The sequence below is a fragment of the Bradyrhizobium sp. CCBAU 45394 genome (assembly GCF_028128655.1).
GTDB classification, from domain to species: Bacteria; Pseudomonadota; Alphaproteobacteria; order Rhizobiales; family Xanthobacteraceae; genus Bradyrhizobium; species Bradyrhizobium diazoefficiens.
Map to the genome: position 1 here is coordinate 70,933 of NZ_LBIX01000164.1, position 26,962 is coordinate 97,894.

23 protein-coding genes and 1 tRNA gene are annotated in these 26,962 nt (G+C 63.7%); 4 read left to right on the plus strand and 20 right to left on the minus strand.

The features are described 5' to 3' along the window. Positions 1-259: 259 nt before the first annotated feature. From parC to rpoZ, 11 genes are all read right to left on the minus strand, one after another. Positions 260-2,515: a DNA topoisomerase IV subunit A gene (gene parC, locus WN73_RS21685; RefSeq protein ID WP_011087818.1), complete on the minus strand. Its 2,256-nt coding sequence runs from the start codon at positions 2,513-2,515 to the stop codon at positions 260-262. 60 nt (positions 2,516-2,575) lie between these two features. Continuing rightward, entirely contained in the window at positions 2,576-2,860 is a 285-nt protein-coding gene (locus tag WN73_RS21690; RefSeq protein WP_028171610.1) for a hypothetical protein, read from the minus strand. A 100-nt stretch (positions 2,861-2,960) separates the two neighbouring features. Further along, on the minus strand, positions 2,961-3,713 hold the full coding sequence (recO, locus tag WN73_RS21695; RefSeq protein ID WP_271554697.1) for a DNA repair protein RecO: 753 nt from the start codon (positions 3,711-3,713) through the stop codon (positions 2,961-2,963). A gap of 137 nt (positions 3,714-3,850) precedes the next feature. Beyond that, entirely contained in the window at positions 3,851-4,231 is a 381-nt protein-coding gene (locus WN73_RS21700) for a hypothetical protein (RefSeq protein WP_011087820.1), read from the minus strand. Between the two features lie 21 nt (positions 4,232-4,252). After that, positions 4,253-5,179, minus strand: a complete 927-nt coding sequence (era, locus tag WN73_RS21705; protein ID WP_271554698.1) for a GTPase Era — start codon at positions 5,177-5,179, stop codon at positions 4,253-4,255. Beyond that, the gene (gene rnc / locus WN73_RS21710) at positions 5,169-5,984 is read right to left on the minus strand and encodes a ribonuclease III (RefSeq protein WP_271554700.1); all 816 of its coding nucleotides are present in this window, start codon (positions 5,982-5,984) and stop codon (positions 5,169-5,171) included. The genes era and rnc overlap by 11 nt, the downstream gene beginning before the upstream one ends. After that, positions 5,981-6,745: a signal peptidase I gene (lepB, locus tag WN73_RS21715; protein ID WP_060912483.1), complete on the minus strand. Its 765-nt coding sequence runs from the start codon at positions 6,743-6,745 to the stop codon at positions 5,981-5,983. Before lepB ends, rnc begins: the two co-directional genes overlap by 4 nt. Before the next feature lie 249 nt (positions 6,746-6,994). Next, complete coding sequence (gene acpS, locus WN73_RS21720; protein ID WP_271554704.1) at positions 6,995-7,414, minus strand: holo-ACP synthase; 420 nt, start codon at positions 7,412-7,414, stop codon at positions 6,995-6,997. Further along, positions 7,411-8,163, minus strand: coding sequence for a pyridoxine 5'-phosphate synthase (locus WN73_RS21725; RefSeq protein WP_060912484.1), 753 nt, complete (start codon positions 8,161-8,163; stop codon positions 7,411-7,413). The genes acpS and WN73_RS21725 overlap by 4 nt, the downstream gene beginning before the upstream one ends. Positions 8,164-8,207: 44 nt before the next feature. Beyond that, positions 8,208-10,496 (minus strand): RelA/SpoT family protein, encoded by a 2,289-nt coding sequence (locus WN73_RS21730; RefSeq protein ID WP_060912485.1) that lies wholly within the window; start codon positions 10,494-10,496, stop codon positions 8,208-8,210. 209 nt (positions 10,497-10,705) lie between these two features. Next, complete coding sequence (gene rpoZ / locus WN73_RS21735) at positions 10,706-11,098, minus strand: DNA-directed RNA polymerase subunit omega (RefSeq protein WP_008133017.1); 393 nt, start codon at positions 11,096-11,098, stop codon at positions 10,706-10,708. 326 nt (positions 11,099-11,424) lie between these two features. On the opposite strand from rpoZ, the gene WN73_RS21740 reads away from it, so the two are divergent. Further along, a complete protein-coding gene (locus WN73_RS21740; protein WP_011087827.1) occupies positions 11,425-12,069 on the plus strand; it encodes a LabA-like NYN domain-containing protein in 645 nt (214 codons plus the stop codon). Further along, positions 12,050-12,724 (plus strand): uracil-DNA glycosylase, encoded by a 675-nt coding sequence (locus WN73_RS21745; RefSeq protein WP_028171606.1) that lies wholly within the window; start codon positions 12,050-12,052, stop codon positions 12,722-12,724. Before WN73_RS21740 ends, WN73_RS21745 begins: the two co-directional genes overlap by 20 nt. An 8-nt stretch (positions 12,725-12,732) precedes the next feature. On the opposite strand, the gene WN73_RS21750 is transcribed toward WN73_RS21745, so the two are convergent. The 4 genes from WN73_RS21750 to dapA are packed head-to-tail and all read right to left on the minus strand — an operon-like array spanning position 12,733 to position 15,216. Then, the gene (locus WN73_RS21750; RefSeq protein WP_271554709.1) at positions 12,733-13,314 is read right to left on the minus strand and encodes a peroxiredoxin; all 582 of its coding nucleotides are present in this window, start codon (positions 13,312-13,314) and stop codon (positions 12,733-12,735) included. 4 nt (positions 13,315-13,318) lie between these two features. Further along, complete coding sequence (gene smpB / locus WN73_RS21755) at positions 13,319-13,792, minus strand: SsrA-binding protein SmpB (RefSeq protein ID WP_011087830.1); 474 nt, start codon at positions 13,790-13,792, stop codon at positions 13,319-13,321. Positions 13,793-13,851: 59 nt separating this feature from the next. Further along, a complete protein-coding gene (gene mscL, locus WN73_RS21760; RefSeq protein WP_271554767.1) occupies positions 13,852-14,268 on the minus strand; it encodes a large conductance mechanosensitive channel protein MscL in 417 nt (138 codons plus the stop codon). Between the two features lie 57 nt (positions 14,269-14,325). Further along, positions 14,326-15,216, minus strand: coding sequence for a 4-hydroxy-tetrahydrodipicolinate synthase (dapA, locus tag WN73_RS21765; protein ID WP_271554710.1), 891 nt, complete (start codon positions 15,214-15,216; stop codon positions 14,326-14,328). A 281-nt stretch (positions 15,217-15,497) separates the two neighbouring features. Here dapA and WN73_RS21770 point away from each other — a divergent pair, with 281 nt between their 5' ends. Beyond that, positions 15,498-17,909, plus strand: coding sequence for a lytic transglycosylase domain-containing protein (locus WN73_RS21770; protein ID WP_271554768.1), 2,412 nt, complete (start codon positions 15,498-15,500; stop codon positions 17,907-17,909). Between the two features lie 17 nt (positions 17,910-17,926). On the opposite strand, the gene WN73_RS21775 is transcribed toward WN73_RS21770, so the two are convergent. The 4 genes from WN73_RS21775 to WN73_RS21790 form a co-directional block, all read right to left on the minus strand. Then, positions 17,927-19,609 (minus strand): arylsulfatase, encoded by a 1,683-nt coding sequence (locus WN73_RS21775; protein WP_271554770.1) that lies wholly within the window; start codon positions 19,607-19,609, stop codon positions 17,927-17,929. A 29-nt stretch (positions 19,610-19,638) separates the two neighbouring features. Continuing rightward, positions 19,639-20,631, minus strand: a complete 993-nt coding sequence (locus WN73_RS21780; protein WP_271554712.1) for a formylglycine-generating enzyme family protein — start codon at positions 20,629-20,631, stop codon at positions 19,639-19,641. A 306-nt stretch (positions 20,632-20,937) separates the two neighbouring features. Continuing rightward, entirely contained in the window at positions 20,938-22,545 is a 1,608-nt protein-coding gene (locus tag WN73_RS21785; protein ID WP_271554713.1) for a porin, read from the minus strand. A gap of 836 nt (positions 22,546-23,381) precedes the next feature. Next, a complete protein-coding gene (locus tag WN73_RS21790; protein WP_271554715.1) occupies positions 23,382-25,997 on the minus strand; it encodes an O-linked N-acetylglucosamine transferase family protein in 2,616 nt (871 codons plus the stop codon). A 496-nt stretch (positions 25,998-26,493) separates the two neighbouring features. Here WN73_RS21790 and WN73_RS21795 point away from each other — a divergent pair. After that, a tRNA-Ser gene (locus WN73_RS21795) sits at positions 26,494-26,586 on the plus strand. Between the two features lie 133 nt (positions 26,587-26,719). Here WN73_RS21795 and WN73_RS21800 read toward each other — a convergent pair. Next, complete coding sequence (locus WN73_RS21800) at positions 26,720-26,929, minus strand: hypothetical protein (RefSeq protein WP_011087842.1); 210 nt, start codon at positions 26,927-26,929, stop codon at positions 26,720-26,722. Between the last annotated feature and the right edge of the window lie 33 nt (positions 26,930-26,962).

Here is a 26,962-nt window from a genome sequence, read left to right on the forward strand (position 1 = left end):
ACTATCAGCCACGCGTTTGCGGGTGCGGAGAGCGACGCTGTCGTCTCTCGTCGTTGCGCAAGCAGCCTCCTTCCCGTCATCCTGGCGAAAGCCAGGACCCATTACCCCAGGGAGAAGTGTTGAGCGCGGCTGGCAGCCACGAGTCGTCGCAATAATTGCGGCCGGTGATAATGGGTCCTGGCTTTCGCCAGGACGACACTGAAAGCGTGGTTACGATGTTGCGTACCCCCCGAGACGGCGCAGGAGTCCGCCCCGTCCCCTACTCGATCCCCCGGCCGAACTTGTTCGACTTCGGGAAACCCTTCGGCGGCAGGCGGCCGGCGTCGGCGCGGGTGCCCTGCCACTCCGCGAGCTCCTTCATGGTCGCGGAGAATTCGCGGCCCGCGGAGTCCTTCCAGGTCAGGCCGGCCTTGGCGTCGAACACGACGACGTCGGAGAGACCGCCGTCCTTGTATTTCTGCAAGCGGACGCCGCGGCCGCGGGCCATCTCCGGGATCTGGTCGAGCGGGAACACCAGCATCTTGCGGTTCTCGCCGATGACCGCGACGGTGTCGCCGACCACCTCGGTGACCGTGCGTGCCTCGTTCGGCATGTCGACGTTGAGAACCTGCTTGCCCTTCTTGGTGGTGCCGACGCAATCGTCCTCGTTGACGACAAAGCCCTGGCCCTCGTGGCTCGCGACCAGGAATTTGCGCCCACCCTTGTTGACGAACAGCGCGACGGGCGCCGCCTCCTGCTCGAGGTCGATGAACAGGCGGATCGGCTCGCCGTGACCGCGGCCGCCCGGAAGTTTCGCGACATCGAGCGAGTAGAACTTGCCGTTGGTGGCGAACAGCAGCAGCTTCGAGGTCGTCTCCGCGAAGAACGCGAAGCCGAGCCTGTCGTCCTGCTTGAAGGCAAGGCCCGAGAGATCCTCGACATGCCCCTTCATGGTGCGGATCCAGCCCTTGTCGGACACGACGACCGTCACCGGCTCGCGCTCGACGAAGGCCTCCTCGATCGCGGCGAGATCGTGCTCGGGCGCATCTGCAAAGGTGGTGCGGCGCTTGCCGAGCGGCGTCTTCGGCCCGAACATGTCGCGGACCTTGCCGACCTGCTCGCCGACCTTCTTCCACTGCTCGGCTTCCGAGGCGAGCACCGCATTGATGCCCTTGAGCTCGTTGCGGAGGTTCTTGTCCTCGGTGCGGATCTCCATTTCCTCGAGCTTGCGCAACGAGCGGAGCCGCATGTTGAGGATGGCTTCGGCCTGCACCTCGGTGAGCTTGAACGCCTTCATCAAGGCCGGCTTCGGCTCATCCTCGGTGCGGATGATCTTGATCACCTTGTCGATGTTCAGATAGGCGATCAGGAAGCCGCCGAGGACTTCCAGCCGATGCTCGATCTGCGCCTTGCGGTAGTTGCTGCGCCGGATCAGGACGTCGCGCAGATGGTCGAGCCATTCGCGCAGGCACTCCGCGAGCCCCACGACCTTGGGGATGCGGCCCTTGATCAGCACGTTGAGGTTCAGCGGAATCTTGTTTTCGAGCTCGGTCAGCCGGAACAGCGATTCCATCATCAGCGCCGGATCGACGTTCTTCGACTTCGGCTCGATCACGATGCGGACGTCTTCGGCCGACTCGTCCCTGACATCGCCGACCAGCGGCAGCTTCTTCTGATCCTGAAGCTCGGCGATCTTCTCGATCAGGCGCGACTTCTGCACCAGAAAGGGGATCTCGGTGACGACGACGACCCAGGTACCGCGTGCGCCCTCTTCCTGCTCCCACCTGGCGCGGACGCGGAACGAGCCGCGGCCGGTCGTGTAGGCTTCGGCGATCGCCTGCTTGGAATCGACGCAGATGCCGCCGGTCGGAAAGTCCGGGCCCTTCACCCACTTCAGCAACGCCTTGGATTTCGCGTCGGGCTTCTCGATCAGATGCAGCGCCGCGTCGCAGAGCTCGGCGGCATTGTGCGGCGGGATCGAGGTCGCCATGCCGACCGCGATGCCCTGCGCGCCGTTGGCGAGCAGGTTCGGGAAGCCGCCGGGCAGGACGATCGGCTCCTTCGACTGGCCGTCGTAATTGGGACGGAATTCAACGCCGTCCTCGTCGATGCCCTCGAGCAGAAGCCGCGCGACATCGGTCATGCGCGCTTCGGTGTAGCGGTAGGCGGCGGGGTTATCGCCGTCGATATTGCCGAAATTGCCCTGGCCGTCGACCAGCGGGTAGCGCGAGGAGAAATCCTGCGCGAGCCGCACCATGGCGTCGTAGATCGCCTGGTCGCCATGCGGATGGAACGAGCCCATCACGTCGCCGACGATCTTGGCGGATTTCTTGAAGGCCGTGCCGGGGTCGAGCCTGAGCAGGCGCATGCCGTAGAGGATGCGCCGGTGCACCGGCTTCAGGCCGTCGCGTGCGTCCGGCAGCGCACGGTGCATGATGGTGGAGAGCGCATAGGCGAGATAGCGCTCTTCCAGCGCCTCACGCAGCGGCACCTCATGGATTTCGGCCGGTTCCGGCGGAATCAATCGTTTTCCCATGCCGCCCGGTTAAACCGTGGAAGCGAATCGGGCAAGGATGGATTGGTTCCCTGTGGGCGGTTACTGCCCCGCCCAGCCGGCGGTCACGGTCTGGGTGGCCTGGCGATTTTGGGCCTGTGTCGTGGTCGGCGCGTTGGTCAAGCAGCGCCGGGCAGTCTCGATCTCTGCTTCCGTCGCGCCCTTGGACCGGGCCCATGCCTCTGCGGCTGCTGCCGAATATTTGGCTACATAGAACCTGACGACCGTGCAGGAGGCACGGCGAACCAGTCCTGTTTGCTCGCCTGCGAGGGCGTCCGGCGCCAGCGCAATCAGCGCTGCCGACACAATAAGTCCCTTGATCAGCATCAGGTTTATCCCCGGGTTGGAACCCCACGGGCCAATCCAGGAAACCCGATTTGGTTCCGGGACATGCCATCTGATCAGACAATACAGAGGCGCGCTGACGTCATGGCGCCGGGATCGCCGCCCTCGCCTGCTGCCGCGTCAAGGCATTGATGAAGCCGGCCCGCGCGTCGGAATGGACCTGCCCGCGCGGCTCCAGCACGTGGCGCAGCAGGAACAATCCGGTCAGCCGAAAACCGTCCTGAAGATCCTGGTCGGTGAGCTCGGTCGCGGTTTCGCCGTGGCGCAGGAACGGCGGCAGGCGCAGCAGCCGGTCGCGCCATGGCTCGCCCGCGCCGCGCGACACCGCGCCGCCGGATTTCGGCGAAACGTAGATAAGGTCCGTGGTCTCCCCGGTCACCGCGCAGTTGTCCAGCGCGAGCCCGAAGCCGAGCTCGGCGAGCATCGCCAGCTCGAAATGGATCACGTGTACGGCCGCGCTGCCGATGTCGTCGAAATCGTCGAGCGAATGTTCGAGCAGCCCGAATATCTCCTCGTGCGGATCGCGCTCGGGAAGGAGCCGCGCGATCGAGGCGAGATGGGTGACGCCGTAGACGCCGTGGGACGAGGCCAGCAGCGTGGCCGCACGCAGCTTCAGGCCCTCGACCGCGTAGGAGCCGAGATGCTCGTCGAGCCGCGCCCGCCACACCGCGCTAACGCTGTTGCCCGGTTGCAGCAAGGGCCGCATCCGCGAGCCGGCACCGCCGCGCACGAGACCGAGATGGCGGCCGTGCGCGCGCGTCAGCAGTTCGACGATGGCGCTGCTCTCGCCATGCCGCCGCACCCCCAGCACGATGCCTTCGTCGGTCCATTCCATTGAAGGAAGTCTAGCATTTTGAGCGACCGTCGGGTGGCCAAAGCGAAGCGCGCCCACCAATTTTGATCCACCGCGATCGTGGTGGGCACGGCGCGCAAGGGCGCACCTTTACCCACCCTACGGCACCGCGCAAAACCTCACGCGTTGAACCAGCCCTGCGCGTCGCCGCTGAAGGAGAAATACAGGCCCATCGTGGTCAGCACGCAGGACACGATCTCGATGGCGCTGTCGAGCTCCATGCCCTTCTCGCCGATGATCTGGCCGAGCGAGATCACCGACAGCACCAGGGCTGCGGCCAGCACCCAGCGCGGCCAGTTCTTGCGCCAATGCGCAGCCAGCCAGACGAAATAGACCAGCAGCAGGATCATGCCGCCGGCGAGCAGGGTCGCCGTCATGATCATCTGCTCGGTCATCTCGGCATTGGGCGTGCGGTCCTGCACCGCGACCGACAGGGCATCCAGCATCAACGACGCATAGAGCAGCGCTTCGAAGCGCCGGACGTTCGTGGGCACGCTCATCGGATACCGATCTGTTCTTGCTTATTCTTTGGGAAATTCCAGGCCCATCTCGCGGTAGCGATCGGGATCGTCGCCCCAGTTCTCGCGCACCTTGACGAACAGGAACAGGTGCACCGGCACGCCGAGGATCTCACTAATCTCCTTGCGCGAGTCCGCGCCGATCGACTTGATGGTGGCGCCGCCCTTGCCGAGCACGATCTTGCGCTGGCTTTCGCGCTCGACGAAGATCGTCTGCTCGATGCGCACCGACTTGTCCTTGCGCTCCTCCCACTTGTCGGTCTCGACCGTGGACTGGTAGGGCAATTCCTGGTGCAGCTTGCGATAGATCTTTTCGCGCGTGATCTCGGCCGCCAAGTGCCGCATCGGCGCGTCCGACATCTGGTCCTCAGGATAGAGGAACGGCCCCGGCGGCACCATCTCGGCAAGCGTCGAGCGGAGGTCGTCGACGCCGTCGCCGGAGATTGCCGCGATCATGAAGGTCTTGGCGAACGGCATGCGCTCGTTGGCGGCCTGCGCCAGCGCCAGCAGCTTCTCGCGCTGGACCAGGTCGACCTTGTTGATCACCAGAATCTTGTCGTGATTGACGCTTGCCGCCTTGGCGAGGATCGCCTCGGCCTCCTCGTCGATGCCGGTCTTGGCGTCAAGCAGCACGCAGACGAGATCGGCGTCATGCGCCCCGCTCCAGGCGGTCGAGACCATGGCGCGGTCGAGCCTGCGCTTGGGCGAGAAGATGCCGGGCGTGTCGACCAGGATGATCTGCGCGTTGTTCTCGATGACGATGCCGCGGATCAGCGCGCGCGTGGTCTGCACCTTGCGCGAGACGATCGTGACCTTGGCGCCGACCAGCGCGTTGACCAGCGTGGACTTGCCGACATTCGGTGCGCCAATGAGCGCAACGAAGCCGCAGCGCGTCGCGGCGAGCGCCTCGCCGCTTGCTTCAACCGTCATTGCCGCCGCCAACACCTTCACGTTCGATCATCACCGAGGCCGCCACCTTCTCTGCCGCGCGCTTGCTGCCGCCGATACCTTCCGCCGGCGCCAGTCCCGGCAGGTCCACCGCGACGCGGAACTGCGGATCGTGATGCGGGCCGGTGCGCTCGACCTCGCGGTAAACAGGCGTCGGCAGGCCCTTCCCCTGCGCCCATTCCTGGAGCACGGTCTTGGGATCGCGCAACGGACGCCGCGGCTTGTGCATGCGCTCGGTCCAGTTGCGCTTGACGAATTCGGCCGCCGCCGCATGGCCGCCGTCGAGGAAGATGGCGCCGATCACGGCTTCGCAGATGTCGCCGAGCACGCTCTTGCGCAGGCGGGCGTCGGCGCTGGGGCCGACCGAACCGAGCTTGATGTCGTCGAGCAGCCCGAGCGACTTGGCGACGTCGGCACAGCTCTCCTTGCGCACGAGTTCGGCAAGGCGCTTGGACAGCTCGCCTTCGTCGGCGTTCGGGAAGGCGTGGTAGAGCATGTCGGACACGACGAGCCCGAGCACGTGGTCGCCGAGGAATTCCAGCCGCTGATAGCTGTCGCCGCGCTTGCGCCCGGATTTCAGCGCCGAGACATGCGTGATCGCCTGGATCAGTTGGTTCGGATCCGCGAAGCTGTAACCAATGCGTGCCTCGAGTGCGGCATTCGCGTCAGTCGCCTTCGCCTTGCGTACCCGCTTCTTCTTGGCAGGCGTCTTCGGTGCAGCTTCGCCCTCAGGGGCGGCTTGCGCCTCGGTCGGTTGGGTCGCGATGTCCTTGGCTTCGTCTTTCATCGGACGATTTTGAAGAAGCGATTCCAGCGCACAGCCCACGGCCAGCGCCAGAACATCCAGGCATGCTCGCCTTCGGCGATGGAGAAGAAGATCATCTGGGCTCGGCCGATCAAATTCTCCTGCGGCACGTAGCCGACCTGGCCGAGGAAGCGGCTGTCGGTGGAATTGTCGCGATTGTCGCCCATCATGAAGAAATGGCCGGCCGGCACGGTGTAGACGTTGGTGGTGTCCATGTAGCCGTTGTCGGCGCAGTCCAGCGTCTCATAGGACACGCCGTTCGGCAGCGTTTCCTTCCAGCGCTTCACCCGGGAGATGCCGCCGCCTTCGGAGCCGCACGGATCCTCGCCGACATATTCGCTCATGCGCTGCCGCTCGACCGGGGTGTCGTTGATGTAGAGCAGCCCGTCCTTCATCTGGACGCGGTCGCCGGGAAGCCCGATCACGCGCTTGATGTAGTCGGTGGAATCGTCCTTCGGCAGGCGAAACACCACGATGTCGCCGCGGCTCGGGTCCGAGCCCCAGAGCCGCCCCGAGAACAGCGGCGGCGAGAACGGGATCGAGTAGTGGCTATAGCCGTAGGAATATTTCGAGACGAACAGATAGTCGCCGACCAGCAGCGTCGCCTTCATCGAGCCGGACGGGATGTTGAAGGGCTGGAACAGAAAGGTGCGGATCACGAGCGCGATCAGGAGAGCGTGGATCACGACCCGGATCGTTTCGCCGACGCCGCTTTCAGTTTTCGTTCCCGAAGTCACGCTCATTGCTCTCTCAATTCCGGCCGGCGGTCACAGAGCGCCCTCCTCCCGCGAACAGCCCATCGCTTCGCGGCCCAAGGAGATTGTCCTGATTCTGATAATGAGGGCCAATTCCGGCGTAAAGCCGAATTCGCCCAGCCTGATTTGCGTCCGCGGACTTTTAGACGGTTGTCGGAGGCCACGCAATCAAGGATCGCATCAAAACTGCATAAGATATTGATTCTTAACAAGAATTATAAAATGACCTGGGAACGGTCAGGACTTGGCCAGCGGAACGGCCGAAATGATGACGAAGGCCTGTGCGAGCGGCCAGTCATCGGTGATCGACACGTCGATCCGCGCCTCGAAGCCATCCGGCGTCAGGGCCTGGAGCCGGGCCAGAGCGCCGCCGGTCAGCTGCATGGTCGGCCGTCCACCCGGCAGGTTGACCACCCCCATGTCGCGCCACCAGACGCCGCGCCTGATCCCGGTGCCGAGCGCCTTCGAGCAGGCCTCCTTGGCGGCAAAGCGCTTGGCGTAGGTCGCCATCACCATCTTCTCGTTCTTGGCGCGCCGCTCCGCCTTGGCCCGCTCGGCCGCGGTGAAGATGCGGTCGAGAAAGCGTTCGCCATGGCGCTCGATCACCTTGCCGACGCGGGTGATGTCGATCAGGTCGGAGCCGATGCCGATGATCATGCCCGGCTCCGGCCGCGGTCCATCGCCGCGCGCATGCTGCGCACCGTCTCGGCGAGACCGACGAACAAGGCTTCGCCGATCATGTAGTAGCCGATATTGAGCTCCATGATGTCGGGCAGAGCTGCGATCGTCTCCGCCGTCGCATAGTCGAGCCCGTGGCCGGCGTGAACCTCCAGCCCCGCGTCCTTCGCCAGCTTCGCACCCGCCACGATCCGCTTCCACTCTGCGTCGGCCTTCTCGGTGTGGCCGTCGACGACGGCATCGCACCAGGCGCCGGTGTGGATCTCGATCACGGGCGCGCGCAGCCGCGCCGCCATCTCGATCTGCGCGGGGTCCGCGGCGATGAACAGCGAGACGCGGATTCCGGCATCGTTCAGCCGGGCGATGTAGGGCGCGAGCGCATTGTGCTGGCCGACTACATCCAGTCCGCCCTCGGTCGTCACCTCCTGCCGGCGCTCCGGCACGAGGCACACCGCGTGCGGCTTGGTGGCGAGCGAGATGCGCATCATGTCGTCGGTCGCCGCCATCTCGAAATTGAGCGGCTTGGAGATCTCGGCCTTCAGCCGCGCCATGTCCTCGTCGCGGATGTGGCGGCGATCCTCGCGCAGATGCGCGGTGATGCCGTCGGCGCCGGCCTCGATCGCCAGCAGCGCGGCGCGCACCGGATCGGGATTGCGGCCGCTGCGCGCGTTACGCAGGGTCGCGACATGGTCGACATTGACGCCGAGGCGGAGCGGAGAAGCGGGCATTGCAAGGCTCACAAATTCGAAGGACAGGCGAATACGAAAGACGTCTATCCATTAACACGTTCGACGCGGGCGACGACCGCCTTCGCGCGCAACTGGGCCAGGATCGCGCTCAGGTGCTTCAGGTCGTAGACTTCGAGATCGATCGTCGTCTCCGTGAAGTCCGGAGAGCGGCGCTGCATGCTGATGTTGTCGATGTTGCCGTCGTGCTCGGCGATCACGGTCGCGATCTGCGCGAGCGCGCCGGGCTCGTTGACGTTCTCGACCCTGATGCGGGCCGGGAAGCGCTGCGGCGCGGTGTCCTCGATGTCCCAGCGCACGTCGAGCCAGCGCTCGGGCTCCTCCTCGAAATCCTTCAGCGCCGGCGCCTGGATCGGGTAGATGGTGATGCCCTCGCCCGGCGTGACGATGCCGACGATGCGGTCGCCGGGTACCGCGCCGCCGTTCGGCGCGAACTTCACCGGCAGGTCGGAATTGATGCCGCGGATCGGGATCGCGACCGGGGTTCGCGGCGGCTCGGAGGCCACCTTCTCCTTGAGCTTGGCGGCGAGCCCCTTCTTGATGCCGTAGCGGGCGACGCGCTCCTCCTTGTAGTCGGGATACATCGCGCGCGCGACGTGGGAGGCCTTGATCTCGCCGCGCCCCACAGCCGCCATGACGTCCTCGATCGAGGTGCGCGCAAGCCGCGGCAGCGCACCCTTGAGCTTGTCGTCGGCGTATTCGATCTTGGCGCGCTCGAACAGGCGCTCGACGATGCGCCGGCCGAGACCGACATATTGGTCGCGCACGGCGGTGCGCGTGGCGCGCCGGATCGCGGCGCGCGCCTTGCCGGTGACCGCGAGCGTCTCCCAGGCGGACGGCGGCGCCGATTGCGCCTCTGAGGTCAGCACCTCGACCTCGTCGCCGTTCTGGAGCTCCGAGGACAGCGGCGAAAACTTGCCGTTGATCTTGCAGCCCACCGCGCTGTTGCCGACGTCGGTATGCACCGCATAGGCGAAGTCGATGACGTTGGCGTGGCGCGGCAGCGCGATCAGCTTGCCCTTCGGGGTGAAGCAGAACACCTGGTCGTGGAACAGCTCGAGCTTGGTGTGCTCGAGGAATTCCTCGGGGTTGGCACTCTCCGAGAGGATTCCGACGGTGTGCCGCAGCCAGGCGAACGCGTTGGATTCGCGCTTGAGGAATTCGGTCGGCGAGCCCGCGCCTTCCTTGTAGAACACGTGCGCGGCGATACCGCGCTCGGCAATCTGGTCCATCGCCTCGGTGCGGATCTGGAGCTCGGCGCGCTGGTTGCCCGGACCGATCACGGTGGTGTGGATCGAGCGGTAGTCGTTCTGCTTCGGCGTCGAGATGTAGTCCTTGAAACGCCCCGGCACGACCGGCCAGGTGGTGTGGACGATGCCGAGCGCGCGGTAGCAGGCCTCGATGTCGTTCACGACAACGCGGAAGCCGAAGATGTCGGACAATTGCTCGAAGCCGACCGATTTGCGCTCCATCTTGGTCCAGATCGAGAACGGCTTCTTGCGGCGGCCATAAACCCGCGCGCCAAGGCCGCGGTGGCGCAGATTGTTGGAGAGCTGGGCCTCGATCTCGCCGATCAGATTGCGGTTGCGCTCGGCGAGCGCGTCGAGTCGCTGCATCACCACCGAATAGGCCTCGGGGTCGAGCGTGCGGAAGGACAGGTCCTCCAGCTCCTCGCGCATTTCCTGCATGCCCATGCGGCCCGCGAGCGGCGCGTAGATGTCGAGCGTCTCCTCGGCAATGCGCCTGCGCGATTCCGGCGGCACGAATTCCAGCGTGCGCATGTTGTGCAGGCGGTCGGCGAGCTTCACCAGGAGAACGCGAACATCGTCGGCAATCGCCAGCAACAATTTGCGCAGGTTCTCGGCCTGCTTGGCCTCGCGCGACACCAACTCCAGCCGCTTCAGCTTGGTCAGGCCCTCGACCAGCGCGCCGATCTCGGGTCCGAAGATCTGGTCGATCTCGGCCCGCGTCGCTTCGGTGTCCTCGATCGTGTCGTGCAGCAGCGCGGCCACGATGGTGGCGTCGTCGAGCTTCAGGTCGGTGAGAATCGCCGCCACTTCGAGCGGATGCGAGAAATACGGATCGCCCGAGGCCCGCGTCTGCGAGCCGTGCGCCTTCATGGCGTAGACATAGGCGCGGTTCAGCAGATCTTCGTTGGTGTTGGGATTGTAGGACCTGACGCGCTCGACGAGGTCATATTGACGCATCATGCGCGCACGCGGCTTGGCCGGGCGCGCCACCGGCGCAGTCGGGGCCACGGCAACCGATTCGGTTGCGGCCTGCATCTGCGTTGATCTGCGGCGTCGATACACCATGCCGTCCTGCCTTCAAACGGACCTCAAGGCGGCCCGTTGTATACATCTTAGCTCCGATCCCGCGCGCGTCCGATCAATTCGGTGACAGGTGCGCGGCGCGAACCGGCAACACTATGGTAACCACGAAAACGCCAACAAAAGCAAAGGCCCGAACGCAGGTTCGGGCCTCTGATAAGATCACAAGAATTCGGCGATTGCGACGGGACGATCTACTCGTCTTCCTCGGGCTGCTCTTCCGGCGGCGCGAGGCCTTCGAGGCCCTTCAGGAGCTCCTCTTCGGTCATGCGCTCAACGGCAACTTCGGTATCGTCCGCATCGACGCTGGCGCCGGCGGAACCGATCAGCGGCACCGTATCCGGCTCGGGCTCGTCGACCTCGACGAACTTCTGGAGCGAGTGCACCAGCTCCTCGCGGAGGTCCTCCGGCGAGATGGTCGTGTCGGCAATTTCACGCAAAGACACAACAGGGTTCTTGTCGTTATCGCGGTCAACCGTTAGTTGTGAACCCGACGAAATCATGCGGGCACGGTGGGCGGCCAGCAGGACCAGGTCAAACCGGTTATCGACCTTGTCGATGCAATCTTCTACGGTGACGCGAGCCATGGACTGTCGCTCCGTTGTGGGTGGGACGAAATATGTGGATGATTGGGGCTAGTTATAGGGGCCAAGACAATTTCGCAAGGCCAATTTGTGATTTGGCCTCGCCAAATGGCTCTGCTACCCCCACATTGGGGCTGGGATGGGCGATTTCCAGGGCTGCCACCGAGGGCGGCCCCGGGTGTTTGAGAGTTCGCCATAACTATACCTTGATTGCCCCGACTTCTCCGGATTTGCGGTTTCGACGGGTTTCGGCGGCACTCTAGAACTGCGCGGCGTGCTGCCGCGCCAACAATAAACGATCAATCACGAGCACTTCGCGAGCAAACTGAATGTCACCTTCTCCTACCAACAAGATCGCGCTCTTCATCGACGGGGCCAATCTCTACGCGACGGCGAAAACTCTGGGCTTCGACATCGACTACAAGCGCCTGCTGAAGGAGTTTCAGAGCCGCGGGACGCTGTTGCGGGCTTTCTACTACACCGCCATCATCGAGGATCAGGAGTACTCCTCGATCCGCCCGCTGATCGACTGGCTGGACTACAACGGCTACACCGTTGTCACCAAGGCGACCAAGGAGTTCATCGACGCCTCCGGCCGCCGCAAGGTCAAGGGCAACATGGACATCGAGCTCGCCGTGGACGCGATGGAGCTCGCCGAGCACATCGACCAGATGGTGCTGTTCTCCGGTGACGGCGACTTCCGCTCCCTGGTCGAGGCCGTCCAGCGCCGCGGCGTGCGGGTCACGGTGGTCTCGACCATCGCCAGCCAGCCGCCGATGATCGCCGACGAGCTGCGCCGCCAGGCCGACGTCTTCACCGACCTCGTCGAGCTGCAATCCAAGCTCGGCCGCGACCCGTCCGAACGCCCCGCCCCGCGCGATCGTGGCGAGCGCGAGGCCCGCCACCACGCCCCGCAATTCCTCCAGCGCGCGACCACGATGGCCCCGAGGGGCGATGACGACTTTGAGGAGTGAGGCGGCCCGGTCAGGCCGCCAGCCCCCCACCCTCGTCCCCGACCGTGACTGTCCGCTCTGTCCGCGCCTGGTCGCCTTTCGCGAGGCGAATCGCGCGCGCGAGCCGTCGTGGCATAACGCCCCGGTCGCCCCCTTCGGGGACGTCAAGGCGCGTCTCCTGATCGTCGGCCTCGCGCCGGGCATGCAGGGCGCCAACCGCACCGGCCGTCCCTTCACCGGCGACTATGCCGGCGACCTGCTCTACGCCACGCTGCTCGAATACGGCTTTGCCAAGGGCGCCTATCAGGCGCGGCCCGACGACGGGCTGAAGCTGGTCGACTGCCGCATCGCCAATGCGGTGCATTGCGTTCCGCCGCAGAACAAGCCGCTGCCCGCCGAGATCAACACCTGCCGCCAGTTTCTCGCGGCGAATCTGGCGACGATGCCGAACCTGCGCGCGATCGTCGCGCTCGGGCGGATTGCGCACGACACCGTGCTCAAGCCGCTGAATCTGAAGGGCTCGCAAGCCCCTTTCGGCCACGGCGCGGTGCACCAGGCCGGCGCGTTCAGGCTCTACGACAGCTATCACTGCTCGCGTTACAACACGAACACCGGCGTGCTGACGCCGGACATGTTCCGGTCCGTGTTCGCGAAGGTGAAGGCCGACCTCGATTAGCCCTTGGACTAGTCTTTGACGGGATTGGCCTTCAGCCAGTCCAGGACATCGCCGGCGTTCCGGTCGGGCGGAAACACCGGATAGAACACATGCGTGACCTTGGCGTCGTCGATGATCAGCGCGAGGCGCTTGATCAGGGTCAGCCCTGCGACCTCCATGGTCGGCAGTTTGAGGGCGCGCGTCAGCGCCAGCTTCTCGTCCGACAGCACCGGAAACGGCAGATGCAGGCGCGAGGCCATCTCGGTCTGGTATTCGTTGCTCTGGGTCGAGAGGCCGAACACGTGGGCGGCGCCGGCGGCCTTCAGCTCGGCAAACAGATCGCGAAACGCGCAGGTCTGCGGCGTGCAGCCGCGCGCGCCCGGGATCATGTCCCAATCGTCGACCAGCGAGATCTTGCCAGGCTCGCCGGTGCGGGGATAGGCGAACACCACGGTTCGGCCGGGGAGCGCCGACAGCATCACTGCTGTGTCGTCGGTCGCGAGCAGACCGATCGCGGGCAGCGTCATGCCCGGCAGATGCGCGGCGCCGCCATCATCGGCCGGCGCCGGAATCTGGCTCCAGTCGACCTCGAGCAGGTTCTTCTGATTCATCCCGCTATCCCCTCGCCCGCAGCAGGCGCCCCTTCTCCCGGCTCCAGTCGCGCTTCTTCTCGGTCTCGCGCTTGTCGTGCAGCTTCTTGCCCTTTGCAACCGCCAGCTGCAGTTTGGCGCGGCCGCGCTCGTTGAAGTAGAGCTTGAGCGGGATCAGCGTCATGCCTTCGCGGTCCACCGCGCCGATCAGCTTGTTGATCTGCCGGCGATGGAGCAGCAGCTTTCGCGGCCGTTTGGGCTCGTGGTTGAAGCGGTTGCCCTGGAGGTATTCGGGAATGGTGGCGTTGATCAGCCAGATCTCGCCGTTCTTCGAATCGGCGTAGGATTCCGCGATCGTGCTCTTGCCGTTGCGGATCGACTTGACCTCGGTGCCGGTCAGCGCAATGCCCGCCTCGATCGTATCCTCGATCGCATAGTTGAAGCGGGCCTTGCGATTTTCCGCCATGACCTTGATCGGTCGTTCGTTCTTATCGGCCATGGCAGACAAACCTGAGTGAGATACGCGCGAACGCTAACAGTTTGGACGAAGCGTACGCGTCAAGACTTCTTGAGGAGATCGCGGATCTCGGTCAGCAGCTCGACCTCGGCCGACGGCTTCGGCGGAGCGGAGGGTGCCGCCTCTTCCTTGCGCTTCAGGGTGTTGATGGCGCGGATCACCAGGAACAGCACGAAGGCAATGATGATGAAGTTGATCGTCAGCGTGAGGAAGCTGCCCCAAGCCAAGACCGCGCCTTGCTTTTTAGCATCCGCTAAGTTGGTGGCGGTGACCGCCTTCGACAAGGGGGTGAAGTAGTTCGAGAAGTCGAGGCCGCCGGTGACGGCGCCGATCAACGGCATGATCACGTCGCCGACCAGCGAAGTGACGATGGCGCCGAAGGCCGCGCCGATGATGACGCCGACCGCGAGATCGACGACGTTGCCCTTCATGGCGAATTCGCGGAACTCCTTGAGCATCCGCCTGCCCTTTTCATCGACCCCGCTCATGAAAGGCTCCCCGGAAAGGTTACCGCGTCAGTTGATCAGGCCAGCGTGAACCATGGCGCTGCGCACGGCAACGCGCGTCGGCTCGGTCACCGGCACCATCGGCAGCCGCAGCGTCTCGTCAAGCTTGCCGAGCAGCGACATCGCGTACTTGATCGGCGCCGGATTGCTCTCGATGAAGAGGTTGTTGTGCAGCGGCATCAGCTTGTCGTGCAGCTTCAGCGCGGTGGCGTGATCGCCCTTCTGCCAGGCGGTGTGGAACTCCGAGCACAGGCGCGGCGCGACGTTCGAGGTCACCGAGATGCAGCCATGGCCGCCATGGGCCATGTAGCCGAGGATGGTCGCGTCCTCGCCCGAGAGCTGGTTGAAGTCCTCGCCCATCGCCGCGCGCTGCTGCGACACGCGGACCATGCTGGCGGTGGCGTCCTTGACGCCGGCGATGTTCTTCAGCTCCCACAGCCGCTTCATGGTGTCGACCGACATGTCGATCACCGAGCGCGGCGGGATGTTGTAGATGATGATCGGAATCCCGATCGCATCGTTGATCGCCTTGAAGTGCTGGTACATCCCTTCCTGGGTCGGCTTGTTGTAGTAAGGCGTCACCACCAGCACGGCGTCCGCGCCCGCCTTCTCGGCGTGCTGGGCCAGCTCGATCGCCTCCTTGGTCGAGTTGGAGCCGGCACCGGCAACCACGGGCACGCGGCCCTTGGCCTCCTCGATGCACCACTCGACGACCATCTTGTGCTCGTCATGGCTGAGCGTCGGGCTCTCGCCTGTCGTGCCGACCGGGACCAGTCCGTTGGTGCCCTCGGAAATCTGCCAGTTGACCAGGGAGCGGAACGCTGCCTCGTCGAGCGAGCCGTTCTTGAACGGCGTGACCAAGGCGGTGAACGACCCCCGGAATTTCGTCTTGGCTGCCATGGACTTCCTCCGTACGCGGCGAGTTTTGAGAGCAAGCCCCATTCATATCGGGTCTATCCCGCCGGTAAAAGGGCCGCTCCCGTGCGACGCACCGTTTAGGCCGCGATTTTGCCGCGGTGATGGTGCAAACCCGCCCGAGGTAAGCGGCTGTTGGTATTTTGTCCGCATATTCAATCAAATTCAGCTAGATCTTGAGCCACTTGACTGATTCGGGGCGACGAAACGCCGTGACCTCATTTCCTCGTGCCACATGGCGATCCACCGGTCTGGTCGTGTGCCTGATGGCAGGGCTGTCGGTCGGCTGCGCCGCCTGGGCCAAGTCCAATGAGACACCTGCGGAAGGGGCCAAGGACACTGCGAAGCCAGCCGCCAAGGACGCCGCGAAGGGATCCGGCAAAGGATCGGCCAAGGAAACAGCTAAGGAAACCACCAAGGGAACCGGCAAGGACACAGCGAAGGGCGCAAGCAAGGGGGCGGCTGGCGCCCCGGCCAAAGATGCCGCGAAGAAACCAGCCCAGAATGCCGGCAAGGACGCTGGCAAGGAACCCGCCAAGGACCCCGCCAAGAACAAGCCCAAGCCTTCGGCAGCGGCGCCCGCGCCAAAATCGCAGCCGACCGCCACCGGCTCTCCCCCCAAAGCGGAACCCGCGCCGGCCGCGACGGCCATCGTCAGACCCGCCGCCCCTCCGGCCGCCAAACCGATCGCAGCTCCTGTGCTGGCGCCCGCGACCCGCCAGCACGCGGCACCTCGCAGGCCGGTGACGCCGGCCGCGATCGCTGCGACCTCGTCGACGTCGCAAGCCGACAAGGACACGCTGGAGAGCGTCATCGAACTCGTGCGCAAGCGCAAGGCGGGCGACGCCACCAACGCCGCCGCCACGATCTCGGATCCCGTCGCGCGAAAGCTCGCGGAATGGATCATCCTGCGCAGCGAGGACAATGGCGCGACCGTCGAGCGCTATCGCGCCTTCCTCTCCGCTAATCCGAGCTGGCCGTCGCAGACCTTCCTGCGCCGCCGCCTCGAGGCTGCGATGTGGGACGACAGGCGCGACGATTCAGTTGCGTGGTCGTGGTTCGAGAACGAATCCCCGGTGTCCGCGAAGGGCCGCTTCACGCTCGCCAAGGCGATGCTGGCGCGCGGCGACCGCGCCAATGCCGAGCGGCTGGTGCGCGAGGCCTGGCGCAGCGATCCGATGTCGGAGGACACCGAGAACAACGCGCTCGACCAGTTCGGCGCCCTGCTGACGCCGGGCGATCAGAAGGCGCGGATGGACACCCTGCTCTACGGCAGCGAGAACGAGGCCGCTCTGCGCGCCGCAAAACGCCTCGGCGCCGGCTATATCGCGCTGGCCAAGGCCCGCATCGCCTCGGTCAAGAAGGCGCCGAACGCCCGCGCATTGCTCGAGGCGGTGCCGCGCGAGCTGCACAATGACCCCGGTTTCCTCTTCAGCAAGATCCAGCTGCTGCGCCGCGAGGAGAAGTTTGCCGAGGCCGCCCAGCTCATGCTGTCGGCGCCGAAGGATCCGAACCGGCTCTACAATCTCGACGAATGGTGGATCGAGCGGCGCCTGCTCGCGCGCAAGATGATCGACACCGAGGAGTTCCGCAGCGCCTATCTGATCGCGCGCGACGCGGCGCTGCCCTCGCGCGACATCTACAAGACCGAGCAGGAGTTCACGGCAGGCTGGATCGCGCTGCGCTTTCTCAACGATCCCGCGACCGCCACCCAGCATTTTGCCCGCATCGGCGTCGGCAGCGTCAATCCGACCACGCTGGCGCGCGCCGGCTATTGGCAGGGCCGCGCGGCGGAAGCGGCGGGCCGCCAGCAGGAGGCGCGCAACGCCTATGCGCGGGCTGCCGAACAATCCACGAGCTATTACGGCCAGCTCGCACGCGCAAAACTCGGCCTGCCGCAGATCGAGCTCAACAGCCAGCCGCGCGGGCGCGGCGCTGAACGGCTGGAGATCGTGCGCGCGGCGCAACTGCTCTACGAGCTCGACGAGCGCGAGATGGCCGTGCCCATGCTCGCCGACATGGGCGAGAACGGCGATCCCGAGGCGCTGACCGGCCTCGGCGAGCTGACCCAGCGCTACAGCGATGCGCGCGGCATGCTGCTGGTCGGCAAGGCAGCGCTCAACCGCGGCCTTCCGTTCGATTTTTACGCCTATCCCGTCAACGGCATTCCGCAATTCACGCCGATCGGCCCCGAGGTCGAGCGCAGCATCGTCTACGCCATCGCCCGGCAGGAGAGCGCGTTCAATCCCTCGGTGGTCTCGCCGGCGCAGGCCTACGGGCTGATGCAGGTGACGCCGGATGCCGCACGCTATGTCTGCAAGCGGCATGGCGCGACCTACGATCTGGGGCGGCTGAAGAACGATTCGGCCTACAACGCCACGCTCGGCTCGGCCGAGCTCGGTGGGCTGCTCGAGGATTATCGCGGCTCCTACATCATGACGTTTGCCGCCTACAATGCCGGCCGCGGCAGCGTGAAGAAGTGGGTCGACCGCTACGGCGATCCGCGCGATCCCAAGGTCGATGCGGTCGACTGGGTCGAGCTCATTCCGTTCTCCGAGACGCGCAATTACGTGCAGCGGATCATGGAGAACCTTCAGGTCTACCGCGCCCGCTTCGGCGGCGGCACGCGGTTGCAGATCGAGGCCGACCTGCGCCGCGGCACCGGCAGCGTGGAATAGCGGCGCCTTAAGCTGCGCTACTTGGCGACTGCCGCTCGCGCCGCTTCGATCTTGGCCTTCACAGCGTCTAGATTGAAGCTTGCACCCCTCTGCATCGGCGGAAACTCGATCGCCGTCATCGCCAGCTTTTCCACCTGCTGCTGAACAAACACGAAGCGCCAGAATTCGTATTTGAACCAGTCGAAGTATTGTTGCGCCCCGTATTTGGTCCCGCTATCGGGCCAGCCCGTGCGCTCGAAAGGATCGAGGCGAAGGTTGGTCAAATAGGGCACGTCAACCTTGCTTTTATCACCCAGCCAGCCTCCGGGCTGGTCGATAAAACGATATTTGTAGTCGTCGATGCGCACGGCCCCCAGCTCGCTTTCGCCGAAATAAAAGATTTCGTGCCGATTTGACGGCCCCTTGCCAGTGATCATGTCCAGCTGGTTGTAGCCGTCCAGATGGCACTTGTAGGTGCGGTCACCGATCTGCTTACCCTTTTTGAGCTCGTCGACGATGTTGGGGTTGCCGGCAGCGGCCAGGAAGGTCGGGAACCAGTCCAGTCCGGACATGATGCCGTTCTCGACCTTGCCGGCCGGCACCTTGCCCGGCCAGCGGACCATCGCCGGCGCGCGGAAGCCGCCCTCCATGATCGTGCCTTTGCTCTGCGCGAATGGCGTCTGTCCGCCATCGGGCCAGGTGAAGACCTCGGTGCCGTTGTCGGTCGTGAATACCACGATGGTGTTGTCATCGACGCCCATATCCTTCAGCTTCTGCATCACGATGCCAATGTCGTCGTCGAGCTGCGCCATGCCGGCTTCATGGATGGACCAACCATTCTTGGAGTTGCGCATCGCCTGGTACTTCGGCGACAGGTGCGTAACGATGTGCATGCGGGTCGGATTGAGCCACAGGAAGAATGGCTTGTTGTCGGCCCTGGCCCTGTCGATGAAATTGAGCGCGAAGTCGCGGATTTCATCGTCCACGGTTTCCATCCGCTTGGGATAGAGCGTTCCGGCGTCCTCGATCCTCTGCTTGCCGACCTTGCCCCAGCGCGGATCCACGGTGGCGTCGTCCACGTTGGTCGCCCACGAGTGAACCATGTTGCGCGGACCGACTGTGTTCAACAGCTCCTGCGGATAAGCGGGGTGGGCCGGATCTTCCATCGCGTCGAGGTGATACAGGTAGCCGAAGAACTCGTCGAAGCCATGCACCGTCGGCAGAAACTCGTTTTTGTCGCCAAGGTGGTTCTTGCCGAACTGGCCGGTGGCGTAGCCCATACCTTTCAGCGCCGCGGCAATGGTCACGGCCTCCGCCGGCAAGCCGGTGGGAGCGCCGGCCTGGCCGACTGTGGTCATGCCGGTGCGGATCGGCAGCTCGCCGGTGATGAAGTTGGCGCGACCCGCCGTGCAACTCGCCTCGGCGTAGTAATCGGTGAACAGCATGCCTTCGGCGGCAATCTTGTCGAGGTTTGGCGTCCGCCCGGCCATCATCCCGCGGTGGTAGGCCCCGATATTCCAGATGCCGATATCGTCACCCATGATGACGACGATGTTCGGCCGTTGCCCGGGCGTAGCGGGCGCCGGCGCCGTAGCTGGTTGCTGCGCTTGCGCAGGGCTCGTCAATCCGACGGCCGAGAGCGCCGAAGCGGCGACGAGAGAACTACCACTCAACAAGAGATCGCGGCGTTTCAATCCTCCGCCGATTGGTCCCGTGCTCATCTCAGGCTTTTCCGGAATCCGATCGTTACTCATGACGTGATCCTCTTCCTGGCGATGCACCTGAAGCCGACATGGCTTGCTGAGGTGTCGATCGGCTCGGCATGACGCGCGGCCGGACGATAGCGGCGGCAGTAGCTGGGAGCGCAAAGATGCGAGCCGCCTTTAAGCACCTTGCGTGGAATCCTGAGGTTCGGCTGACAAGAATCGTAGCTCGCGCCCTCGGGCCCGCCGCTAGGATTTTGCGGGATGCAGCAGACTTTCAGGGCGTCGGCTTCGTGCTTCTGCGAATACCAATCGGCCGTCCATTCCCAGACATTACCGATCATGTCGTGCAGGCCGTAACCGTTGGCCGGGAATGCGGTGACGGGCGAAGTGCGTTCGAAGCCATCAGCCGCAAGATTCTGGTGCGGGAAATTGCCCTGCCAGGTGTTTGCCATATGCCTTCCGCGGGGGAATAGCTCGTCACCCCAGGCGAATTCCGCGCCGTCCAGTCCGCCGCGTGCGGCGAATTCCCATTCGGCCTCGGTCGGCAATTCCTTGCCGGCCCATTTGGCATAGGCTTCGACGTCGCGGTAGGCGACGTGGACGACCGGGTGGTCGTCGAGCCCGCTGATGTTGCTGCGCGGACCATAGGGACGGCGCCAGTTGGCGCCGAACTTGAACGTCCACCATTGCCCCCAGTTGTGCAAGTCTACAGCTCGCTTAGGCGGCGTGAAGACCAGTGACCCGGCCTTGAGCATGTGCGGCAGAGCGCCCGGATAGTCCTTCGCATCAGGTGTAATTTCGGCGAAAGTGACGTAGCCGGTCGCGTTCACGAATTTGCGGAATTGGCGGTTGGTGACCGGCGTGCGATCCATCCAGAATCCGTCAACGGTAACGAGATGGGCCGGCGCTTCCTCCGGATAATGCCGATCCGAACCCATGCGAAACGTGCCGCCCGGCACATAAAGCATCCCCTCACCTGCTGGATCTTCGAACGATTGTCCGGAGCCAGACAACGATTTCGTATCAGCCAGATACATGACGACCCCCGGGGGCCATCGCATCAGCGGCCTGGTGGCACTCCTCCGGGTTGATCCAGATCAATGGTCCGTTTCAGGGCCATAAGCAGACAGCGCAGAGAGTCGCTGCCGAGAGCATCGGTGGCAAGCGCCGGACATGCGCCGTCGTCCGGCTTGAGCAGCGGCCGCGACCTGAGGCGTGCACGCGACCGGTCACGGAAGCGACGCGCCAGCTCGGCCGACATTGCTGGGGCGCAAAGCCATGCACCAAAAGAAAAGCCCCGGCGGTTTCCCGCCGGGGCTCTCTGTCAGGTCGTTAGACCGAACTTACCAGTTGCGCTGAGCGCGGAGGAGCATAACGAGCGAGTTCTGATCCTTCAGCTCGTAGGCCGCGACCGGCTTGGCGGGAACGGGGACCAGAGCGGCCGGGGTCACCGTACCAGCATACTTCTGGTCGAGATGGGTCCAGGCAAGGTCAGCCGAGAACGTCAGGTTCTTGACCGGGGTCCAGCGGGTGATGATGCCCACCTGGCCGATCGCGAAGTCCGGGTTACAGGCAGTCACGCCGGCGAACCCAGCACCGATCACGCCACCACCAGCACCACCAGCGCCGCAAAGCGTGGTCTTGGCCAAGGTGCCGAACTGCGCCTGAGCGTAAGCACCGTAGATCGCCGTGTTCCAGTACGGATCCCAGTTATGGGTGTAAGCACCGCGGAAGCCCCAGGTCTTGACGGTTTCCTGCGAGCTACCCGTGATGAACACGGTGTCCGGAGCCGTGGCGTAGCCGAGGCTCTGGTAGGCGGTGCCCGAACTGCCGAACATCACGTAGGTGCTGCCCGCGAGGTTCTGGAAGTTGTAGCGGGTCGCGCCGTCGGTGTAGACGCCCGAGATGTTGATCACGTCACCCGCACCAGTCGGGATGTTCTTGATCGACAGAGCGAGCTGAACCGCCCAACCCCACTTGTCGTCGGGGTGGCCAGTCGGCTCGGTGGCGCCGTAGTAAGCGACGTGGTTGTCCTTGGCCGCAACCGATGCCTGGAACAGGCCCCAGGCCTGGTCGACACGCACCATAGCGACGAGGTTCGGCGAACGCGAACCGCCGATGGCGTTGGAGCCGTAGGAGGCACCGAGCACGCTGGACGCGGTCGCGCCGGTCATGTTGAGATTGCCGGCCTGCATGTACGAGGTCGGATCTTCCGCCGAGAACGCCGCCGTGATGCCCTGCCCGAAGTCAGCGGTGTACGAGAACTGGTTGATACCAGTGACCGTGCCGCTGCCGCCGACGAGACCGTCGAAGTTGTTGCCGGGATAGTTGGTCCAGGGCGCGTCGAACTGCGACACGGCCTTACCCATGGTGAAGCCAGCGAACTGGATGAAGGCGTAGTACACGCCGAGCGAACCGGCCGAGGTGTTGCCGTCGGTGCCGTTCACCGAGCCACCGCCCGAGCCAAAGAGCGACGTGGTGGTCGCGCCAGGAGTCGTGGCAGTCGCCAGCGCGCCGCTGTAGGCGGTGGTGCCGGTCGCGCTGCCGGTGCCGACGTAGTTGCCGGTCGTCCAGGAGAAGACGCCATCGAAGAAGGTGCGGACCACGCCGTATTCGGTCGCGGTGCGCGTGTCGATGTTGAGGTCTTCACGAGCGCGAGCGGTGTAGTAGTTCGTCAGACGGTTGCGTGCACCGTTGGCGCCCTGGGTCGAGACGTTCTGATTCAGGGTGAAGTCCGAGTTGGTGCCCAGCGCGACTTCAGCGCGCAGGTAACCACCCAGCTTGATGCAGGTGTCAGTGCCCGGGATGTAGTAGAATCCGGCACCGTACAGGGAGCAGATCTTCACGTATTCGACCGCTTTGGCCTTCACGGGGAGATCGGCTGCCTGTGCTCCGCCAACGGCGATCAGACCCGCCGCTGAACCGAGCAAAAGGCTCTTAACCAACTTCATGTTAAACCTCCAAGTTTGCTCTATAGGGAAGGTTCCGGATCCGCTGGGTGAAGACACCCTAAGGTTGGTTCCCTTGTCCCTTAACTCACCGCTTAGTCGCTTCGCGCCTTCGGACACACCCGCTGAACGCGAGGGACTTAAGCGAACCACCTAAAACGGGACGACCTCGGGATGCCCCCCTCCGTCGCTCAGTCACAATTACCGAACGTCCTTGCACACACAACAACAGAACGCTCCGAAACGGGCCAATGGAGCGCGTTTTCCGATGGGTGTTGCACAAATAACACGCAGATGTGATCAGAACGGCCTCGCAACATATTGTTTTTACTGTGGTTTTTAGGACGGTTCCGACTGCCATCGAAATTCCTCACCTGGGGCGCCGCGGGGACGGGCGTCGCGAAGCTGCGGTCTGGCGCCATCGAATCGTAGAATCGGCGAGCGACTTGGCAGGATCCGCCGCCCCTTCAAGAATCGACTGATCTGGAAAGAGCGCGACCACGGCAACATCGGCGCCGGGATGTCACGCGGCAGGCCGAAACGGTCGCCCCCGGCCGGCGGCGACGGAGTCTCGCCAGCCCCTCTTCTTCCTCAGCTGGGGTCCGGGTTCTTCATTCCGGGCGGGCGGCGGGAACCCGCGAGGAAACCCAGTTTAACCGGCGCGCCTCCGCCGCACGGCAGGGCGTGACGACAGGTCGCCGGTACGCGATCATCGGTCAGGCCAACGAAAGACAGGAATATCGGCATTCGGGATAAGGCGACTGGAGACGGCATGGCCGGAGTTAAGCGCGGCCTGGTGGTCTGCACGAGCAACAGCAGACGCGCACAGGCAGCCTTCCTCATCCGAGCGGTCGAATGTCGATGTGATCCGGCGGAAGTCCCGCCTGATGCCGTTGATGCATGGCCTCGTAGGCCGCTTCCAGGTGCCTGGTATAGCGCGCCGCATCGAACAACGATGTCGTCAAACGGTTCTCTCGCAGCCTCTCGCGAATCCCCTGAAGCTTTTGCCTGTTCAGCGCCAGCTCGATTGCGAGCGCTTCATATTCGTCGCGTGTTCGCGCGACCAATTCAGGCAAGCCGACTGCGTTGAGCAAGCTCGCCGCGACGCGGCCTGCGAAACTGTTTCCAATTTGCGTCACGACCGGCAGGCCGGCCCACAGCGCATCGCTCGCCGTCGTATGTGCGTTGTAGGGCAGCGTATCCAGGAAGAGGTCGGCAAGGCGATGCCGCGCCAGGTGCTCGGAGGATGATGAAAGGCGCCTTGCGAACACCAGGCGATCCGGATCGACGCTCCGGTCCTTGGCTGCTTTTCGCAGGTTCGATTTTGCGGCCTCTCCCATGTCGGACAACCACAAGACCGAATGATCCACCTTCCCCAGAATATTCACCCAGCTATCGAAGACGGACCGATTGATCTTGTAGGCAGGGTTGAAACAACAAAATACAATCCATTCCTGCCGTAACCCGTGATCAGCCCTCTCGAGCCTTATGTCATCGATTGCCTCCCCCTTGTTGTCGCGGGGCATGAAACTGCCGGGCAGACGAACCACTTTCTCTGCAAAGAACTGGTTGTTTGACTCCGGCAAGACGACGTGATCGGCAATGATGTAATTCGACAGCTCCTTGCTGCCCACCGTCCCCGCGAACCCGAGGAAATTGACGGCTATCGGAGCGGGACCGGAAACGAATAGCGACAGCCTGGCATTCTGTGTGTGCCCCGCAAGATCGACGAGAATGTCTATCTCTGCCTCCTTGATCGCCTCCAGGACTTCACCGTCACTCTTGTCCTGGCAATCGATGAAGCGGTGGAAGGCCCCTTCCAGTCGTCTGCGCAGGTCGCTGCCGTCGTTCGGACCGATCGAAAAGGCGTAGGTCTCAAATCGGCTGGTATCGTGGTTCTCGAACATCGCGGCGGTCAGGTACCCGACCGGATGCTGACGAAGATCGGGTGAAACATATCCGATCCGAATCTTGTCGTGCTTGTGGATCCCACCCCTTGAACCCGGTTTGGACAATTGCGGGAGCTTCGCACTCACCCACGCCCTGGCGCATCGCAGATGATCGTCGGGAGTGTCAGTCAACGACAGCAACGCAAAAGGAGAGCTATTGGCCTTCCCGGCCCGTATCGCCCCCGTCAAATGACCGATCTCTCCCTCCAGATTGTCCCAATTGCACAAGTTCATCTTTGCAAAAAGGCGCAGCCCCTCGATGCCTTCCAGGTCCGGCTCGATCGACACCGCCTTGTCATAAGCAGCAAAAGCTTCCTCATAGCGCTTGAGCTCGGTGAAGACATTGCCCCGACCGATCCACGCCCCCTCCAGGTCAGGCTTGATCGAGAGCGCCCGGTCATAGGCGGCGAGAGCCTCCTCATAGCGCTTGAGGGCCCACGCGACATTGCCTCGACCGAGCCATGCCTCCGCGAGGTCAGGCTTGATCGAGAGCGCGCGGTCGAATGCGGCGAGCGCATCGTCATGGTGCTTGAGCTCGTTGAGAACATTGCCCTGGCCAAGCCATGCTTCCGCCAGATCAGGCCGGACCGATAGCGCCCTGTTAAACGCGGCGGACGCTTCGTCATAGCGCTTCAGGTCAAACGACACATTGCCCCGACCAAGCCACGCATTCTCCAGATCGGACTTGATCGACAGCGCCTTGTCATAGGCAGTCGACGCCTCCTCATACCGCTTCAGGATCCAGAAGACATGGCCACGGGCAACCCACGCACCCTCGAGATCGGGCTTGATCGACAGTGCCTTGTCGTACGCAGCAAGCGCTTCGTCATGGCGCTTCAGATCGGCAAGCACGTCACCTCGACCAACCCACGCATTCTCGAAGTCAGGCTTGAGCGACAGCGCCTTGTCGTAAGTGGCAAACGCTTCGTCGTAGCGCTTGAGATTCCTCAAGGCATTCCCTCGACCAAGCCACGCATTCTCGAGATCGGGCTTGACCGACAACGCCTTGTCGTAAGCAACGAGGGCGTCCTCATAGCGCTGGAGCTTTTCGAGGCAATTGCCCTTGCTTGAATATGCATCGGCAAAGTTCGGATTGTAGAACGCCGCCTTGTCGAACTGCTCGATCGCCTCCGAATAGTTCCTCGAGAATTCGGCGAGTATCGTACCTCTGTTGTGGTACGAGAGAGGATTGTGCGGATTCACCGCCAGGGCGCGGGTGAAATAGACCAGCGCTTCCTGGGGGCGATTCAGGCTCTTGAGCGCGTAGCCGTAATTGCTGAGCGCTTCATCGCTGTTTCCATTCAGGCCGACCGCCGCTTTGAGATGGATCTCAGCGTCGGCAAATCGGCCCTGGACCAGCTTGATCACGCCAAGGAAGTGCTCGACGTCGAAGATTTTCGGGGAGGATCTCCTGATCTGCTCGAGTATCTTCTCCGCTTTCGCCAGGTCCCTGGCCTGAAAGGCATCGACAGCACGCCGAAATTTGGCCTGCAACTCATTCGCCAAGCCCATTCCTCCCTCGATTCAACTCGTTGACCATAGCAACCGGTCCCGCGAAGGCCCATCCGGCTCTGCCGCTGGGCGCCTGTTCCGCCGAGCGCATCGTTAGCAGAATCGGCGGACCGTCCGAGCGAATACGATCAGGGAGCAGCTCGTTCCACGTGCGGCAGCAGGCACTCAGCAGCAAAAACGCGTAAAATCAATGCATTACCGGCAGTCTGGGGAGACGAAGGAATTCGAACCCCTCGATAGACTCTCTCCCACAAACTCTATTGATTCCGCAGTAAATCCAGTCACTTACGCTAGAAAGAATGCCCCCATACGCAAGAACATCCTTGCTGCATACGCCGGATATTCCAGCCCCCGCGTCCGTTCTCGCGCGTAACGGTTCGCACCCCGGAAGCGAACCGGCTCCATTCCGAAAATCGCTGGGAATATTCGAGCGCAAACACGCGCTTACAAATTGACCGGCCCAAGTAATTAGAGGCATAAGGCTCGCACCGGAGAGGTGGCCGAGTGGCTGAAGGCAACGCTTTGCTAAAGCGTCATACGGTCTCAAGCTGTATCGAGGGTTCGAATCCCTCCCTCTCCGCCACCCAGCAGCAGAATCAAGGCCTGCCGTTCTCTCACCTGAAAGCGATCGCCGCGCCGGAGAGAGCTTGGTGCAGGGATCCGCGCGGCTGAGCTCAGCCCGATTCTCGCTCTCCCTATATTATGTGTGTCCGCACCTAGCGGCCGGACCGCCAGATTCGCCAATGCGAGGGCGAAATCAGCACCGGCTCGTCGGCCCAGACGTTGAACCAGACGCCGGACCTGCGCCGGCATGGAAAGGTCCAGGGCACGATGCCCGTCTTGTGCGGCCGTCCGAGTTCCAGATCGCAATCGTCGGGCGCGATCTGAATCGGCAGCCATTGTCCATTCGTGTCGGCAGCGCTCATGCCGCGCGGGTCTAGGCGGCGTCACGACGAAGG

Excerpts from the sequence above, each read along its gene's own strand:
- recO (WP_271554697.1), bottom strand. The coding sequence starts at position 3,713 with ATGGAATGGACCGACGAAGGCATCGTGCTGGGGGTGCGGCGGCATGGC.
- WN73_RS21785 (WP_271554713.1), bottom strand. The coding sequence starts at position 22,545 with ATGAAGTTGGTTAAGAGCCTTTTGCTCGGTTCAGCGGCGGGTCTGATC.
- WN73_RS21800 (WP_011087842.1), bottom strand. The coding sequence starts at position 26,929 with ATGAGCGCTGCCGACACGAATGGACAATGGCTGCCGATTCAGATCGCG.
- dapA (WP_271554710.1), bottom strand. The coding sequence starts at position 15,216 with ATGGCAGCCAAGACGAAATTCCGGGGGTCGTTCACCGCCTTGGTCACG.
- WN73_RS21775 (WP_271554770.1), bottom strand. The coding sequence starts at position 19,609 with ATGAGCACGGGACCAATCGGCGGAGGATTGAAACGCCGCGATCTCTTG.
- lepB (WP_060912483.1), bottom strand. The coding sequence starts at position 6,745 with ATGAGCGTGACTTCGGGAACGAAAACTGAAAGCGGCGTCGGCGAAACG.
- era (WP_271554698.1), bottom strand. The coding sequence starts at position 5,179 with ATGACGGTTGAAGCAAGCGGCGAGGCGCTCGCCGCGACGCGCTGCGGC.
- smpB (WP_011087830.1), bottom strand. The coding sequence starts at position 13,792 with ATGGCCGATAAGAACGAACGACCGATCAAGGTCATGGCGGAAAATCGC.
- WN73_RS21740 (WP_011087827.1), top strand. The coding sequence starts at position 11,425 with ATGTCACCTTCTCCTACCAACAAGATCGCGCTCTTCATCGACGGGGCC.
- rpoZ (WP_008133017.1), bottom strand. The coding sequence starts at position 11,098 with ATGGCTCGCGTCACCGTAGAAGATTGCATCGACAAGGTCGATAACCGG.
- WN73_RS21730 (WP_060912485.1), bottom strand. The coding sequence starts at position 10,496 with ATGGTGTATCGACGCCGCAGATCAACGCAGATGCAGGCCGCAACCGAA.
- parC (WP_011087818.1), bottom strand. The coding sequence starts at position 2,515 with ATGGGAAAACGATTGATTCCGCCGGAACCGGCCGAAATCCATGAGGTG.
- WN73_RS21690 (WP_028171610.1), bottom strand. The coding sequence starts at position 2,860 with ATGCTGATCAAGGGACTTATTGTGTCGGCAGCGCTGATTGCGCTGGCG.
- WN73_RS21700 (WP_011087820.1), bottom strand. The coding sequence starts at position 4,231 with ATGAGCGTGCCCACGAACGTCCGGCGCTTCGAAGCGCTGCTCTATGCG.
- acpS (WP_271554704.1), bottom strand. The coding sequence starts at position 7,414 with ATGATCATCGGCATCGGCTCCGACCTGATCGACATCACCCGCGTCGGC.
- WN73_RS21725 (WP_060912484.1), bottom strand. The coding sequence starts at position 8,163 with ATGCCCGCTTCTCCGCTCCGCCTCGGCGTCAATGTCGACCATGTCGCG.
- WN73_RS21770 (WP_271554768.1), top strand. The coding sequence starts at position 15,498 with ATGGCAGGGCTGTCGGTCGGCTGCGCCGCCTGGGCCAAGTCCAATGAG.
- mscL (WP_271554767.1), bottom strand. The coding sequence starts at position 14,268 with ATGCTCAAGGAGTTCCGCGAATTCGCCATGAAGGGCAACGTCGTCGAT.
- WN73_RS21750 (WP_271554709.1), bottom strand. The coding sequence starts at position 13,314 with ATGAATCAGAAGAACCTGCTCGAGGTCGACTGGAGCCAGATTCCGGCG.
- WN73_RS21745 (WP_028171606.1), top strand. The coding sequence starts at position 12,050 with ATGACGACTTTGAGGAGTGAGGCGGCCCGGTCAGGCCGCCAGCCCCCC.
- WN73_RS21780 (WP_271554712.1), bottom strand. The coding sequence starts at position 20,631 with ATGTATCTGGCTGATACGAAATCGTTGTCTGGCTCCGGACAATCGTTC.
- rnc (WP_271554700.1), bottom strand. The coding sequence starts at position 5,984 with ATGAAAGACGAAGCCAAGGACATCGCGACCCAACCGACCGAGGCGCAA.